Here is a 14,512-nt window from a genome sequence, read left to right on the forward strand (position 1 = left end):
CGCATGCGCTTCGACGACTCGGACGCGAGACGGGCCGCGAACGGGTCGCTCGTAAGACTCGCTCCGTTGTGGTCGTTTAGGGCGGGGCGTTCGGCGCTTGATGTGTACGCGGTGGGCGGTCGAGTTCTGTGCCTGCGGCGCATGCGCTTCGACGGCCCGGATGCGAGACGGGCCGCGAACGGGTCGCTCGTAAGACTCGCTCCGTGGTGGTCGGTGCGGGCGGGGCGTTCGGCGCTTGATGTGTGCGCGCTGGGCGGTCGAGTTCTGTGCTTGCGGCGCATGTGCTTCGACGGCCCGGACGCGAACGGGTCGCTCGTAAGACTTGCTCCCTGGTGTCCCGTAGGTTGGCTACATTCCTTCGAATTGGATTCGCGCAGGGGGGGTTCCGGTTTTGACGAGCCGGTCCACTGTCACGCGGACCATATTGGGTGAACCGCAGACCAGCACCTGTTGGTGGTCGAACGCGCCGTGTGAACCGACGACTTCGGCGAGCGTGCCGAAGAGCATATCGTCGAGCGGGAATCCGATATCCACGCGCGATTGCTCGTACCATTCGTCGACCCACCCGGGATCCTCTGGGCTCTCGACCACGGGAATCACCGTGAGCCAAGGCAATTCGTTCGCCAAGAGGAACAGCATGTCATCGGCGTACAGATCGCGCGGGGAGCGGCCGCCGACGAACAGGTAGGTGGGCGGCGGATCCTCGTACCGGGCGAGGTCGAGAATCTGGGAGCGGATCGGGGCCAGCCCGGTGCCGCCCGCGATCATCACCACCTCGTCGCCGTACGGGTCGACGGCGAAAGTGCCCAGGGGAGTGCCGATCTGCCATTCGTCGCCGGGCCGGGTGTCGGCCACGATACTGCCGCTGCACCAGCCGCCCGGCACGGTGCGCACATGGAATTCCAGCTTGCCGTCCAGCGACGGCGGCAACGCGGGGGAGAGCCGTCGGCGCATACCGGGATGCTGCGGCACCCGGACCTCGACCGATTGACCCGCGAGAAACGGAACGTACTCGCCGATCAGGCGGATCACCGCGATGTCGTGGCGCAGCCGGTGGTGACCCACCACCGTCGCCTTCCACACTGGTGGCGCACCATTGCCGAGCAGGCTCGGATCTATTGTCATCGGGGGTGTGGCGCGAATACTCCCTCGTGCCTGGGGGAATAGAAGCGCCAGCCTCCTTTCAAAGGTTGGGGGTGCAGGGAAATGTCGGTGGTGCCGGTTGGGTGTGGGGTGTGGAGGAGGTGGTGCGGTATAGCTATCGTCTGCGTCCTGGCGCACAGGCGGAGCGGGCGCTTGTCGCGGAGTGGGATCGGTGCCGCTTTTTGTGGAATGAGGCTGTGCATCAACAGAAGTCGGGCGCAAGTCTGAGCTTTGGCAAGCTCGGAAAGTTGCTGACCGAAGCGCGCGGGCGGACGGGGTGGTTGCGCGATGGGTCGCAGGTCGCTCAGCAACAGATGCTGCGCACTTATGCGCAAGCCCTCGATGATTCGTTCAAGGTGAGGGGGCGTGGTCGGCCGAGGTTCAAATCGCGGAAGAAGACGTTGCTGTCGCTGCAATACACCGTGCGTGGGTTCAGCATCCGCGACGGCAGGCTGCTCCTGCCGAAGGGAGTAAATATCCCGGTGGTGTGGTCGCGCGAATTGCCATCGGACCCGAGTTCTGTGCGTATCACCCGGGACAGTTTGGGGCATTGGTATGCGTCGTTCGTCGTGCGGCGTGAGGTGGAAAGTGCGCCGGTAACCCAGGGGGGTGTCGGAATCGACTGGGGGGTGAGCGTCACGGCTACGGCTACCGACACCCGGTTCGATTTGCCCTTTCTTGGGCACCGCAAGCGGTGCGCCGCGGAACTGGCGAAAGTGCAACGCCGCATGGCCCGCCGGCACAGTGGTAAGCGTGGCCCGCAGTCTCGCGGGTACCAGCGCGCTGCGCGGCAGGTGGCGAAGTTGCATAAGAAAGCAGCGCGGCAGACTCGGCATGATTCGCGGGTGTGGGCGAAACATGTTGTCGCCGAGCATGGGTTGATCGCGGTGGAGGATTTCAGGCCGAGGTTTTTGGCAAAGTCGACGATGGCCCGAAAGGCAGCGGATGCGGCGATCGGTGCGGCGTTGCGAGAGTTGATCGAGCGTGGCGTGCGGGCTGGCCGGAAGGTGGTGTTGGTTCAGCCCGCCTATACGTCGATGACGTGCAGTCACTGTTTCGCGAGAGCCAAGCGACTGGAACTGTGCGAGAGAACTTTCCGATGCCCCGACTGCGGCTTTACTACGGGTCGGGATCGCAACGCTGCCAGAGTGATTCTGGTTGTGGCAGAACGTGGCCACAGCAGTGTCGAGGACGTGAGACAAGCGGGTCACCTTCCTCGGGTTGGTGGTTCGGTTGCGGTCTGAGCTGTGAATCTCCTGCCTCCCGGCAGGGGAAGCGTTAAACGGGATCTGAGGTGATTGCCGACTCGGGGGTACCCACCGCCATGAGGGCGCGTCGGGTGTCGGCGATCATGCTGGCCGAACCGGCGATCTGGATCTGCCGGTCGGCCCATGAGCCGAAGCTGGCGACGACCGCGCCCAGATTTCCGATCAGGCGGCGGTGCATGCCGTACGGCTCGTCCTGCGGTGGATGTGGGTACCACCACGGGTTGGTCTTCTGTTCGCAGACCGGGATCACGGTAAGCCACGGATTGCTCTGCGAGAGCTGCCACATATTCTCCACGTCGTACAGATCGCAGGGGTAGCGGCCGCCGATGAAGAAGTGCACCCGCGGATTGACGCCGCGCTGCCCCATCTGGATCAGCTGGGCGCGCAGCGGGGCGATGCCGGTTCCGGCGCCGATCAGCAGCACGTCACGGCCGCTGTCGCGATCGATGTGCAGACCACCGAGCGGGCCCGCGATCATCCACCGATCGCCGACCTTGGTCTCGTTGACAACGGCCGGGCTCACCCAACCGTTGCGGATCTTGCGGACGTGGAATTCGATCTCGCCGTAGGGATTCGCGGGAATCGCGGGCGAGAGATAGCGCCACAACTTGGGGCGCTGCGGCAGCGAGACGGGGACGTACTGTCCGGCCTGATACGGAATCGGGCTGTCGGACTGCAACCGCACAATGGCCAGATCCTCGAGCACCCGGCGATGGCCGACGACGGTCGCATCCCAGTAGGGCTGCGATTTATCGGAATTGGCGCCGATGGCCATGGAGGCCGAGATGAGGATGGTGATATCGCGCCAGCCCTCCTCCAGCGCGCGATTCCACATCGGACCGTTGACCGCCCGGAAGGCGGCGAGCAGGGCAGGGCCCGCGACATCGTAGTGCGCGGCGATCACCCCGTATTTCCGGTGATCGCGCGCGAGCTGTTCCAGGAAGTTCTGAGCCCGGCTCCAGTCCTCCAGATTGTCGAGCACGTAATGGATGGCGGTCACCAACCGCTTCGCCTGCATCTCCATCGCGGGCGGAAACAATTCCCGCAGCTCTGGCTTCTCCGTAAACAGGAAACTATAAAACGCACTAATCAACCGCTCGGCTCCGTTCGGTGACTCGATCACCGATCGGAAGTTGGCGCGGACCAGCGCTGCCGAACGCGCATCCACGACGTGGAGCTTCCTTTCCCTCAAAATCTGCCCAGGGACATCTCCGTAACCGGCGGCCCTCCGCCGACAAGTATCCCTGAAATCACGTGGTCGTGTGGGTGTGGCCGATCACGCCCGCGCCAACGGTAATCCGTGGGCAAATCGGGGCTGCTGTGGGCCTGACATGCAGGGTATCGCGACCTCGGTCGCTCCGGGTTACCGCCGGGTCAACTCGCCACATTCGAGCGCACCGCGGGCGCGACCGATTCGGCGTGGCGATGGACCTGGTCGCCCTCGGTCGCCCTCGGTCGGCCAGGAGGTATGCCGTCGATGCGCTGGTCGCGATGCAGCACGGACAAGTCGTCCACCCAGCGCGCGGGCGGCCCCTCGAGGAAGCCGAATCCGTGCCGGCTCAGATGGCGAGCACGGTCTTGCCGCGCGCACCCGTCGCGCCGATGACCGAAGGGCCGTGGTCCAGCGGGACGGTCGCGTCGATCGGCACGACCACATCACCGGCGGCGACCCGATCGAGCAGGCGGGCCAATTCCGGTGCACGCCCGAAGGATTCGATATTGCCGCCGCGGATGCCGCGATCGCGAAGTGCGTCCGGATCGGCGGACCAGATGGTGGAGTAGACCGTGCCGCCGTCGCGGACCACCGCGGTGAGTTCGGCCAGCGCTTCGGGTGGACTCACCAGATCGAACAGCGCGTCGACGCCGTCGGGATGTGCGGCGGCGACCTGTTCGGCGACCGGTCCGCGGGTGTAATCGATGGTCTCGGCCGCGCCGAGCCTGGTCATCTGATCGGCGGCCTCGCCGCGCGCCGTCGCGATGACGTGCGCCCCGGCGATATTCGCCAATTGCACCAGGAAGGAGCCGACGCCGCCGGTGGCGCCGACGATCAATACCTTCTGGTTCGGCTCGATCTGGGTGGCGTCCACGATGTCCTGTGCGGTGACACCCGCGGTCGGTAGGGCCGCCGCCGTGACGGTGGGCATTCGGTCCGGGATCGGGACCAGGGTGGCGTCCTCGGGCAGTACCGAGTACTCCGCGAAGCTGCCGTGGCCGACCGGCGGGAACAGGAACTTGCCGACAACACGGTCGCCGACACCGAATTTGGTGACGCCGGGGCCGACCGATACCACCGTTCCCGCGCCGTCGACGCCGAGGATCATCGGGAAATCGTGTGGCAGCTTGCCATCGAGAATGCCGTCGGCCATCTTCCGGTCGAAGGGGTTGACACCGGCCGCCTCGATCTGGATCCTGACCGCCCCAGCGCCGGGCTCGGGCGTCGGCATCTCGGCCAGTTCGGGTGCTGCTCCGAAGCTTCGTATCACGATCGCGCGCATCCATCGCTCCTCTAGTCGGGCTGGATTGTGCTGCATCAACCAAAGGCCAAACGCCATCGTAGGCACGGCGGTGCCATAGACCCGGTGTTTGATGCCATTCGGCAGTGTCGCGGCGTAGCGTTCGAGTCGAGTCTGATCAGGTGCCCGAGAAATAAAAGTTGAGTGGAACAGACTCAACCTTTCGGACGTTGGATAGTGCGAATCGACTAGTAGGAAGGTGAGTTGTGGACTCGTTCAATCCCACCACCAAGACCCAGGCGGCCCTGACCGCAGCCCTGCAGGCCGCCTCGGCCGCGGGCAATCCGGAGATTCGTCCGGCGCACTTGCTGGTGGCGTTGCTTGATCAAACCGATGGCATCGCCGCCCCCTTGCTCAAGGCCGTTGCGGTAGATCCGGCGGCGATTCGCGGCGAGGCACAGGACATCGTGGACAAGCTGCCACGAGCGACCGGCGCGACCACCACACCCCAACTCGGCCGCGAGGCCCTGGCCGCGATCACCGCTGCCCAGCGCCTGGCCACCGAACTCGGCGACGAATACGTCTCGACCGAACATGTCATGGTCGGCCTGGCCGAGGGCGATTCGGATGTGACCATGCTGCTGCAGAAGTACGGCGCGACCCCCGAGGCGCTGCGCGAGGCATTCACTGCCGTGCGCGGCAGCGCGCGCGTCACCAGCCCGGATCCGGAGGGCAGCTACCAGGCACTGGAGAAGTATTCGACCGATCTCACCGCGGCGGCGCGCTCCGGCAAACTCGACCCGGTCATCGGGCGCGATACCGAAATCCGCCGTGTCGTACAGGTTTTGAGTCGGCGCACCAAGAACAATCCGGTGCTCATCGGTGAACCCGGTGTCGGCAAGACCGCGATCGTCGAGGGCTTGGCCCAGCGCATCGTGGCCGGTGACGTGCCGGAGTCGTTGCGCGGCAAGTCCGTTGTCTCGCTCGACCTGGGCGCGATGGTGGCCGGTGCGAAGTACCGCGGTGAATTCGAGGAGCGGCTCAAGGCCGTACTCGAAGAGATCAAAAGCAGTGCGGGACAGATCATCACATTCATCGATGAGCTGCACACCATTGTCGGCGCCGGTGCGACCGGTGAATCGGCGATGGATGCGGGCAATATGATCAAGCCGATGCTCGCCCGCGGTGAGCTGCGCCTGGTCGGCGCAACCACGCTGGAGGAATACCGCAAATTCATCGAGAAGGATGCCGCCCTGGAGCGCCGCTTCCAGCAGGTACTGGTCGGCGAGCCGTCGGTGGAGGACACCATCGGCATTCTGCGCGGCATCAAGGAGCGCTACGAGGTGCACCACGGTGTGCGCATCACCGACTCCGCACTGGTCGCCGCCGCCACCCTCAGCGACCGCTACATCACCTCCCGGTTCCTACCGGATAAGGCGATCGACCTGGTCGACGAGTCGGCGTCGCGGCTGCGCATGGAAATCGATTCGCGCCCAGTGGAAATCGACGAGGTCGAGCGCGCGGTGCGCAGGCTCGAGATCGAAGAGGTCGCGCTGGAGAAGGAGACCGACGTGGCGTCCAAGCAGCGCCTGGACAAATTGCGCCAGGAACTCGCTGACGACCGCGAGAAGCTCAACCAGCTGATGACCCGCTGGCAGAACGAGAAGAGCGCCATCGATCAGGTCCGAGTCCTCAAGGAGGAGTTGGAATCGCTGCGCGGTGCATCCGAACGTGCCGAGCGCGACGGCGATCTGGGCAAGGCCGCCGAACTGCGCTACGGGCGTATCCCGGCGCTGGAGAAGCAGCTCGCCGAGGCCGAGAAGGCTTCCGCGACAGCCGGTGATGGCGAAGTCATGCTCAAGGAGGAGGTCGGCCCCGACGATATCGCCGAGGTGGTCTCGTCCTGGACCGGTATTCCGGTCGGCCGGATGATGGAGGGCGAAACCCAGAAGCTGCTGCGGATGGAGCAGGAGCTGGGCAAGCGCGTGGTCGGTCAGCCCGAGGCGGTGCAGGCGGTTTCCGATGCGGTGCGCCGGGCGCGCGCCGGTGTCGCCGATCCGAACCGGCCGACGGGTTCGTTCATGTTCGTCGGCCCGACCGGTGTCGGTAAGACGGAGCTGGCAAAGGCGTTGGCGGACTTCCTGTTCGACGACGAACGCGCCATGGTTCGCATCGATATGAGCGAGTACAGCGAGAAGCACGCCGTCGCTCGGCTCGTCGGCGCTCCGCCCGGCTACATCGGCTACGACCAGGGCGGCCAGCTGACCGAGGCGGTGCGGCGTCGGCCGTACACCGTTGTGCTCTTCGACGAGATCGAGAAGGCGCATCCGGATGTCTTCGACATCCTGCTGGCCGTACTCGACGAGGGTCGCCTGACCGACGGCCAGGGCCGTACCGTCGATTTCCGCAACACCATCCTCATCCTGACCTCGAATCTGGGTGCGGGTGGCGACCGGGAGTTCGTCATGAACGCGGTCCGCTCGGCCTTCAAACCGGAGTTCCTGAACCGCCTCGACGATGTGGTCATGTTCCACGCCCTCGATGAGGAGCAGCTGGAATCCATCGTCGATATCCAACTCGACCAGCTACAGAAGCGGCTGTCGCAGCGCAGGCTGAAGCTGGACGTCAGCGATTCGGCCCGGTTCTGGCTCGCCGTGCGCGGTTACGACCCGGTCTACGGCGCCCGCCCGCTGCGCAGGCTGATCCAGCAGTCCATCGGCGACACCCTCGCCAAGGAACTGCTCGCGGGCGAGGTCACCGACGGCGACACCGTCGCGGTCAATGTGACCCCGAACGGTGAGGGCCTGATCGTCGGCCGCGGCTGACATAGGCGGCCCGGCCGCGATCAACCCGCAGCCGGGCCGCCATTAGCGACCACAACGGAGCGAGTCTTGGGAGCGAGGAGTTCGCGGCCCGTCTCGCGTCCGCGCCGAAGGCGTGGCCATCGAACACAGCCGAATCGTCGGAGCGCATACGCCGCAGGCGCGAGTCTCGGACGGGTGCCACATGGGGCCGACTGTGCACGCCGGTTGCCGACGTCATCGACGGTGCGGGTGGGTCGAAGGGGGATAAGTTCGATGCGGTGCAGGCGTGGAAGAAACCCGCCGCCATACAAATGGTCGGTGTCGTGCCCGGCGAAGGCCGCATCCACGCGATACATTCCGCTCCATGCTGCGTACTGGAACCACGATCCGTGCGACCTGCGCCATCCTGGTGGCGCTCGCCACTCCGGCGGCCTCGGCTCCGGCATTGACCTCGGCGGCCGTCGATGCCGCAGTATGCGGAACGGCGCTGTCCCCGGACGAGCTCCAGACGATCGCCGACCTCTCGGACACGACCACCCTCGCCGGGGATTCCATGCAGCGGTCGGAAACCGCTGTCGATCGGCAGCACCGGATCACCGAAATTTTGGTGTCGCACCGCGATCGACGTGGTCTGTTCCCGCTGGGCTGGGATGCCGTCGAGCAGGTGGCCGTGATGCCAGTACAGCGTGACCCCGCCGCATTCGCCGACCGCGACTATGCGCACGCCATCAGTTACGAATTGCTGCGCCGTTTCCTGGTCAACCTGCATGCCGAATTCACCGGCGGCAGTGTCGAACCGCAGTGGGCGCACTATTTCGAGATGGCGCGGCAGTGCGAAATCTCCGGCGCTCGCGTGGCAATGGCCGGATACAACGCCCAGTTCACCGTCGATTTGGCGTATTCCGTTGCCGCTGTTGCCACCAAGCGGGAGAACGCACCCGACTACTTCAAGATCGTCGACGCGATCTCCGCCACCGGAGACGTCATCATCGACCGGACCAACGAGGTCTACAACGCCGATCTCGGCCCGCTGTGGCGGTTCTATTTCATCGGCGAGGGACTGGACCTGTTGGTGGGCAAGGGCGTTGCGACCAAGCCGATGCGACGCGCCGTCGACCTCGGCTACAGCGTCATCGTTTTCGACAATGGCCTTGCCCTACAGGATCCCGGCCTGCATACCGCGACAGAGTCGGAGATCCGGCTGCTGTACGGCACAACCGAATCGGCCTTCGACATGCTGACTCGGCTTCGTGCGCTGTGAGTTTCGTCAGCCACTCTTCGTCGGGACGCTGCCGCAGACCTCGAGTGCCTCGGGCCGCCAATGCTGTCGGTGCCCGACAGTACAGTGGTGGGCACTGCGAAGGTCGCGGGTTCGAGTCCCGCTGGGTCCACAGAGTCACAAAGCCGCAGGTGGAGTACCTGCGGCTTCGTTGTATTCGATCAGTACTCGAACACTCCATCAGGCGTGGCAACCCCTGGAGATCACCAGCGGTCGGCTTGGACGATCGTTATGGGGTTGCGGATCGGCGAGGGTTCGGACCACAATGTCGCCGACCCCCAGGCGGTAGACGGTCGATTGCGGTACCGACGTGGCACACGCTGTGTCTCGAGCCCGGTTGCGCAAGGACCGCGGAGCTGGTTTCCGACAGGCGATACGCCATGGAGAATCTAGCTAGAATTCTGTACAGTTGCGGCATGTCCATCCTGCGCAACACTCATGAGCTCAGCGTTTCCGACGCTTCGCAGCGAGGCGTCGCTGGGTTGATAGCGGATGCGGAACGAGGCACCGACCTGGTGGTTACCCGCCATCACCGACCGGTTGCGGCCGTGGTCAGCATGGATCGGCTCGCCGAGCTCGATCGCGCGGAGTCCGACCTGCGCGACCTCGCACTGGTGCTGGCTCGAGCCGCGACCGACAGCGGGAACCGAACGTCACTGGACGATGTGCTCGGCGCCTTCGGTCACACGAGGGAATCTCTCGCCGAACTCGACGACCACGAGTGAACCGATGGTCGAAGTCCTCTTCACCGATGCGGCAATCGACGACCTTCGAAAACTCGGTCCCGACGCCGTGCCCAAAGTACTCAAAAAGGTGCTCCTGCTGCTGGACTCACCTCGAGCTGGCTATCCACTCGGCGGCGAACTGACCGGGTTCCGCAAGCTTGTCGTCGGCCGCAACACCTGGCGGATCGTGTACCGGGCCGTCGATCAGCAGACCATCGAGATCTGCGAGATCTGGACAATCGGAGCACGCGCCGACTCCGAGGTCTACGCGGAAGCAACCGCCCGCATCATCGCGGCCGCCAGTCGACTACCGGAATTCAGCAAGCTCGGCGAAGTGGTCGAGCGACTCGGCCGCAGCGCCGAAACGCTCGGCATTCCACCGACACCGTTTCGCGAACTTGTCCCCGATTGGCTCGCACAGCGATTGATCCACACGGTCGGCATGGCTCCTGCGGAGGTCGCGGCGCTCAGTCTCGAACAGGCTGTCGACCGCTGGGCCGAATACACCTCGCGGCCAACGTGACCCGGCCGAACACGATCCTGCCCTACCGGCTTAGCCGTCGTTCGGGGCATATCCGTCACCGCGCCCCAGGGGTGGTTCGCCTGTCGACTGGTTCGATCCGCAGTTCCGGCCTACCACCGTCAACGTGTTCAGGCTGTGAAGCATTAGGCCCACTGAGAGGGCCCGGTCCGGGCCTTTCGTCGTTCGGTCGCACACGGCACCATGCAGCCGTTGTTGTCGCAGCTTCGGGCTACGATCGCAGCCTCGTAGCTGTGGCAGGTGTGGAGGATGCGATGGTGACCAAATTGCTTGTGTGTCTGGCGAATTCTTACAAACACGGTGGCCGGTGTGTCGCTGGCATCGATCCCGAGACGCGCACATGGTTTCGTCCTGTGAGCAGCCGTCTGGGTGGTGAGGTTTACGAGCGCGACCGGCAATGCCCCGTTGGAGGCGAGCCGCGGTTGCTCGATCGCCTCTCCGTGATGCTGAGCGAGCATTGCCCGTACGAGTTCCAGCGGGAGAACTGGCTGTTCGAGGACCACCGCTTGTGGATGAATATGGGACGGGCGGGATGGGATGAAGCGTGTTCGCTTGCGCAGTGCCCGGAAACCTTGTGGCTCAATGGCTGCGATTCGGATCGCGGTGTCAACAACTGCGTGCCGTTCGCGCAGAAGGATGAAGTACGAGACTCGTTGAAGCTCATTCATCTCGACGAGGTCGGCATCAAAGTGAGCCCGCGTTTGGATGGTTGGCATCGCGTGCGAGCGACGTTCCAGTACGGCGGGATCGAGTACACCCTGCCGGTGACTGATTCGGAATTCGTGGAGAGGGCGCAGACCAGCGGGACGGGAGAGTACGGATTGGGCGAATCGTTGCTGACCGTAAGTCTTACCGGGAAGTACAAGGACAACAATCTCCATAAGCTGGTGGCGGGCATCGTGGAGCGCAGTCGGCAGGAAACCGGCGCCACATGATGACATCCGAAACGGTACTCACGATCGGTCACTCCACACACGATCTCCCGGGCCTGGTCGAGTTGCTTCGTCAGCGAGACGTGACAGCGGTGGCCGACGTCCGCTCGGTCCCGGCCAGCCGGTTCGCCCCACAGTTTAATCGAGGCCCGCTGCAGAAGGGCCTGCGCGAGGCCGGTATCAGGTATGTCTTCTTGGGAAAGGAACTCGGAGCGCGCACGGACGACTCCTCTTGCTATGTCGATGGGCAACTGCAGTATCGGCGGCTTGCCCAGACCTCTGGATTTCGTAGCGGCGTAGACCGTTTGATGAAAGGTGCGCGAACCGAGCGGATCACGTTGTTGTGTGCCGAGGGCGAACCGCTGGACTGCCATCGGACTGTGCTGGTTTCGCGAGTACTCACCGAGTATGGCGCCGCGATCGGCCACATCCATCCCGACGGCCGGCTCGAGAGTCACGCCGACGCGATGGAGCGCCTCATGACCCGATTCCGGCTGGCGGAGCCAGACCTCTTCCGCACGCCGTCCGAGCGCCTCGACGAGGCTCTGAGCCGACAAGAACATCGAATCGCATATGTCAATAGAGATTTTCGCGCCAACGGGGCGGGAGGGACATGAAGATTCACACCATCGGGTTCACGAAGAAATCTGCAGAGCGATTCTTCGGTCTTTTGCGCGAGTCGGGAGCAGCGACACTGGTCGATGTCAGGCTAAATAATGCTTCGCAACTGGCGGGTTTCGCGAAACGGGACGACTTGAGGTACTTCCTCCATGAACTCTGCGGTATGACATATACCCATCGGCCCGATCTCGGGCCTACGCAACCGATGCTCGATGACTATAGGAAGCATGGCAGCAGCTGGGCAACGTATGAGAATCGGTTCCTGCAACTGATGGAGCAGCGAGGCATTGAGGAGGCCGTTCCGCAGGAGTTGCTAGACAATTCAGTCCTGCTCTGCAGCGAGGACAAGCCACACCACTGTCACCGGCGGTTGGTTGCAGAGTATCTCGCACGGTACTGGGATGGCACCACGATTGAGCATCTGACTTGACACCGCGCTGCACGCCGCGTCCAACAAGCGCCGGGGGGCTCACGACCGTTTCAGTAGCGAATACAGCCTGCCTCTCCCGGCTCATACCACTGGCCGCTGCAGACCGACTCCATTTCCCTCCGCCCGTGCCGCCCGGCCGGTGCCGACAGGCTTGATCCCGATCTCCGGACCTTCCACCGTCAGAGAGTTCGGGTTGTGAAGCGTTAGGCCAGCGTTAGGCCCTCCCAAGTCGTCCGTGGATCGCCATCTGCCGGGCACGGCGCGCAGAGCAACCGCGTCCGGCGAATGGTTCGGGGCAACAAAGGGATCAACGGCGCAGCGGTTCGGGGGGCGCTTCACGGGTCGGTGAGGTGACCACTCCCGCAGTGCTGTCAATCGGGTGTGATGCGGTGACTAGCCGCAGCGTGGCTGTCCAGTTCGACGAGGCATAGCACAGTCCATTTGCTATCACCGCCGAAGGTATACAAAGCTGTGTCCGCGGGTACCCGCAGGTGTGATCTGGATTTCAGGACCGGATGCCGACCGTGTCGTTTCGACCTAGTTGCTACCGACGGTAGGATAAGCATCATGAGCGGTAGTAAGAAGTACTCCGTCAGCCTGCCCGAAGACCTCGCCGAGGCTGTGCGCGAACACGTCGGGCCGGGCGGCTTCTCGGCATATATCACCGAAGCGCTCGAACAGCGCGTCGCCATGGACAAGCTCGGCGAAATCGTCGCCGACTACACCAACGACCATGACCCGATCACGCAAGAAGAGATCGAGGCCGCCCGCGCGGCGCTGCGTCACGACAAAGACGCGCCCGGGGCAGCGGCCTGATGCCGGGTACCCTCCTGCTCGACAGCGAAGGCTTGTCCAAGCTCTACCGCCGCGATCGAAACGTCGTCATCCACATCGAAGCCGCTCGGCACGAAGGCATCCGAGTCGGAACGACAGCGATGACACGGCTGGAAGCGGAGGACCTCCGCCTGAACAAGGCCCGAATCACCTGGGCTCTGTCCCGCCTGGATCTTCATGAAATCACCCGCACCATCAGTGATTCCGCGGCTGAACTCCTGCGAGCCCATCGACTCCACGGCCACAAGTACACGATCGACGCGGTCCTCGCCGCCGTGGCACGAAGCGCCCCGGCTCCGGTCACCATCCTGACCTCCGACCCCGAAGATCTAACCCTGCTGTGCGGTCCCGAGATCGGGATAATCAAAGTGTGAGCACAAGGGCTCATAGCTCAGTTGGTAGAGCATCGCATTGACCGCAGGGCGCCCGACGCGCGCGAAGTAATGGCTACCAGATATCAGTCCAGACGGGCCGCTTGGGAATGTCGAACAATGCGGAATTCTTGTGGACCACAACGGGAACCGAGGCGCCGACGCACAGTCGCTCGGCCAGTGCCCGCGCCTTGACCTTGCGGAATTCAGGGTAGAAGTACTGCTTCTGCACGCGGGCATCCGCACCCGAGTCCGGGTGCGGGAAGTGGACTTCGACCCGCACCTGCCACAAACTGACGTTGAGCGGACCCGAACGGTACTTGTACCGCAGATCCGACTCGGCCACCACCGCAGACATCGCGATCCCTGCCCGCCGCAGGTAATTCCGGCGCAGCCGCCATGCGGCAGCTAGCACGAGCATCCACGCAGCGATGCCCAGCAACACGCTCACCGGGAGAAACAGCGCCATGGCGACTTGCGAACCGGTCCACCGGGCTACCGCAGTCCCCAGGTTCAGCGCGCCCGCCATGAAGACCACCGCCCCCACTGCGACACCCAGCGTCCAAACCAGCGACATCGGTCCGATCAATTTCCCAGACCGCCCCATATCAACTCCTCGAGCAACGGGCACTGATCCACCGACTGTAACGGCACCTCGGAACGCGAAGTCACGACACAATGCGACTCAGCGCCAGGGCCGCTCATCGGGGTACTCCTCGAAGTCGTCCGGCCAGTCGCTGGGGCCGACCACGGTTTCGCCTGGTCGCGGACGACGGATTCGAGAAGGATCTGAAGAACAATCTGTATCAGGTCTGGAATCGGAAACGGAGGGAGTCTTACAACCGAGGAGTTCGCGACCGTCCCACACCTGAGTTGTCGAAGCGCATATGCCGCAGTCACAGAACTCGACCGTCCAGGCGCGCATACATCAAGCGCCGAACGCCCCTCCATCACCGACCACCACGGAGCGAGTCTTACGAGCGACGTTCGCGGCCCGTCTCGCGTCCGAGTCGTCGAAGCGCATGCGCCGCAGCGATCGCCAGATGTCCAAGCTGCGTGGGCGTTCCATCAGCATGGTGTTCCAGGACCCGCTCTCGGCGCTGACGCCGGT

Annotated in this window: 15 protein-coding genes; 10 read left to right on the forward strand and 5 right to left on the reverse strand. The window is 64.1% G+C overall.

Annotation, left to right across the window (positions count from 1 at the left end):
* Window positions 1-348: 348 nt before the first annotated feature.
* Window positions 349-1,125, reverse strand: a complete 777-nt coding sequence (locus AB0J29_RS35930; protein WP_364795500.1) for an FAD-binding oxidoreductase — start codon at window positions 1,123-1,125, stop codon at window positions 349-351.
* 110 nt (window positions 1,126-1,235) lie between these two features.
* On the opposite strand from AB0J29_RS35930, the gene AB0J29_RS35935 reads away from it, so the two are divergent.
* Window positions 1,236-2,387 carry a transposase gene (locus tag AB0J29_RS35935; RefSeq protein ID WP_364795502.1) on the forward strand — a complete coding sequence of 384 codons (1,152 nt, stop codon included), beginning with the start codon at window positions 1,236-1,238 and terminating at the stop codon, window positions 2,385-2,387.
* A gap of 34 nt (window positions 2,388-2,421) precedes the next feature.
* Here AB0J29_RS35935 and AB0J29_RS35940 read toward each other — a convergent pair whose 3' ends face one another.
* Both AB0J29_RS35940 and AB0J29_RS35945 read right to left on the reverse strand, forming a co-directional pair.
* On the reverse strand, window positions 2,422-3,579 hold the full coding sequence (locus AB0J29_RS35940) for an FAD-binding oxidoreductase (RefSeq protein WP_364795505.1): 1,158 nt from the start codon (window positions 3,577-3,579) through the stop codon (window positions 2,422-2,424).
* Window positions 3,580-3,970: 391 nt separating this feature from the next.
* Entirely contained in the window at window positions 3,971-4,906 is a 936-nt protein-coding gene (locus AB0J29_RS35945; RefSeq protein ID WP_364795508.1) for an NADP-dependent oxidoreductase, read from the reverse strand.
* A 224-nt stretch (window positions 4,907-5,130) separates the two neighbouring features.
* Between AB0J29_RS35945 and clpB the strand changes: the two genes are divergently transcribed.
* The 9 genes from clpB to AB0J29_RS35990 all read left to right on the forward strand — a co-directional run bounded on the left by clpB (window position 5,131) and on the right by AB0J29_RS35990 (window position 13,404).
* Window positions 5,131-7,689: an ATP-dependent chaperone ClpB gene (gene clpB / locus AB0J29_RS35950; protein WP_364795511.1), complete on the forward strand. Its 2,559-nt coding sequence runs from the start codon at window positions 5,131-5,133 to the stop codon at window positions 7,687-7,689.
* 343 nt (window positions 7,690-8,032) lie between these two features.
* Window positions 8,033-8,929 (forward strand): DUF5995 family protein, encoded by an 897-nt coding sequence (locus AB0J29_RS35955; RefSeq protein ID WP_364795513.1) that lies wholly within the window; start codon window positions 8,033-8,035, stop codon window positions 8,927-8,929.
* A 434-nt stretch (window positions 8,930-9,363) separates the two neighbouring features.
* Complete coding sequence (locus AB0J29_RS35960) at window positions 9,364-9,672, forward strand: type II toxin-antitoxin system prevent-host-death family antitoxin (protein ID WP_364795516.1); 309 nt, start codon at window positions 9,364-9,366, stop codon at window positions 9,670-9,672.
* Between the two features lie 4 nt (window positions 9,673-9,676).
* On the forward strand, window positions 9,677-10,195 hold the full coding sequence (locus AB0J29_RS35965) for a type II toxin-antitoxin system RelE/ParE family toxin (RefSeq protein ID WP_364795518.1): 519 nt from the start codon (window positions 9,677-9,679) through the stop codon (window positions 10,193-10,195).
* Between the two features lie 251 nt (window positions 10,196-10,446).
* A complete protein-coding gene (locus AB0J29_RS35970; RefSeq protein ID WP_364795521.1) occupies window positions 10,447-11,148 on the forward strand; it encodes a hypothetical protein in 702 nt (233 codons plus the stop codon).
* Window positions 11,145-11,762, forward strand: a complete 618-nt coding sequence (locus AB0J29_RS35975; RefSeq protein WP_364795523.1) for a DUF488 domain-containing protein — start codon at window positions 11,145-11,147, stop codon at window positions 11,760-11,762. Before AB0J29_RS35970 ends, AB0J29_RS35975 begins: the two co-directional genes overlap by 4 nt.
* A complete protein-coding gene (locus AB0J29_RS35980; RefSeq protein ID WP_364795526.1) occupies window positions 11,759-12,196 on the forward strand; it encodes a DUF488 domain-containing protein in 438 nt (145 codons plus the stop codon). Before AB0J29_RS35975 ends, AB0J29_RS35980 begins: the two co-directional genes overlap by 4 nt.
* A 567-nt stretch (window positions 12,197-12,763) precedes the next feature.
* On the forward strand, window positions 12,764-13,012 hold the full coding sequence (locus AB0J29_RS35985; protein ID WP_364795528.1) for a hypothetical protein: 249 nt from the start codon (window positions 12,764-12,766) through the stop codon (window positions 13,010-13,012).
* Window positions 13,012-13,404, forward strand: coding sequence for a DNA-binding protein (locus AB0J29_RS35990; RefSeq protein ID WP_364795529.1), 393 nt, complete (start codon window positions 13,012-13,014; stop codon window positions 13,402-13,404). Before AB0J29_RS35985 ends, AB0J29_RS35990 begins: the two co-directional genes overlap by 1 nt.
* A gap of 73 nt (window positions 13,405-13,477) precedes the next feature.
* Here AB0J29_RS35990 and AB0J29_RS35995 read toward each other — a convergent pair whose 3' ends face one another.
* Together AB0J29_RS35995 and AB0J29_RS36000 are read right to left on the reverse strand one after the other, a co-directional pair.
* Window positions 13,478-14,008, reverse strand: a complete 531-nt coding sequence (locus tag AB0J29_RS35995; RefSeq protein WP_364795531.1) for a hypothetical protein — start codon at window positions 14,006-14,008, stop codon at window positions 13,478-13,480.
* Between the two features lie 321 nt (window positions 14,009-14,329).
* Window positions 14,330-14,512, reverse strand: a 183-nt coding sequence (locus tag AB0J29_RS36000; RefSeq protein ID WP_364795534.1) for a hypothetical protein, incomplete at its 5' end; no start/stop codon positions are given.

Origin of the sequence: Nocardia sp. NPDC049707, from assembly GCF_040674855.1 — a bacterium.
In the GTDB taxonomy this organism is placed as follows: Bacteria; Actinomycetota; Actinomycetes; order Mycobacteriales; family Mycobacteriaceae; genus Nocardia.

Coding starts and splice junctions, on each gene's coding strand:
- AB0J29_RS35945 (WP_364795508.1), bottom strand. CDS start 4,906: ATGCGCGCGATCGTGATACGAAGCTTCGGAGCAGCACCCGAACTGGCC.
- AB0J29_RS35975 (WP_364795523.1), top strand. CDS start 11,145: ATGATGACATCCGAAACGGTACTCACGATCGGTCACTCCACACACGAT.
- AB0J29_RS35965 (WP_364795518.1), top strand. CDS start 9,677: ATGGTCGAAGTCCTCTTCACCGATGCGGCAATCGACGACCTTCGAAAA.
- AB0J29_RS35955 (WP_364795513.1), top strand. CDS start 8,033: ATGCTGCGTACTGGAACCACGATCCGTGCGACCTGCGCCATCCTGGTG.
- AB0J29_RS35990 (WP_364795529.1), top strand. CDS start 13,012: ATGCCGGGTACCCTCCTGCTCGACAGCGAAGGCTTGTCCAAGCTCTAC.
- AB0J29_RS35930 (WP_364795500.1), bottom strand. CDS start 1,125: ATGACAATAGATCCGAGCCTGCTCGGCAATGGTGCGCCACCAGTGTGG.
- AB0J29_RS35995 (WP_364795531.1), bottom strand. CDS start 14,008: ATGGGGCGGTCTGGGAAATTGATCGGACCGATGTCGCTGGTTTGGACG.
- AB0J29_RS35980 (WP_364795526.1), top strand. CDS start 11,759: ATGAAGATTCACACCATCGGGTTCACGAAGAAATCTGCAGAGCGATTC.
- AB0J29_RS35985 (WP_364795528.1), top strand. CDS start 12,764: ATGAGCGGTAGTAAGAAGTACTCCGTCAGCCTGCCCGAAGACCTCGCC.
- AB0J29_RS35960 (WP_364795516.1), top strand. CDS start 9,364: ATGTCCATCCTGCGCAACACTCATGAGCTCAGCGTTTCCGACGCTTCG.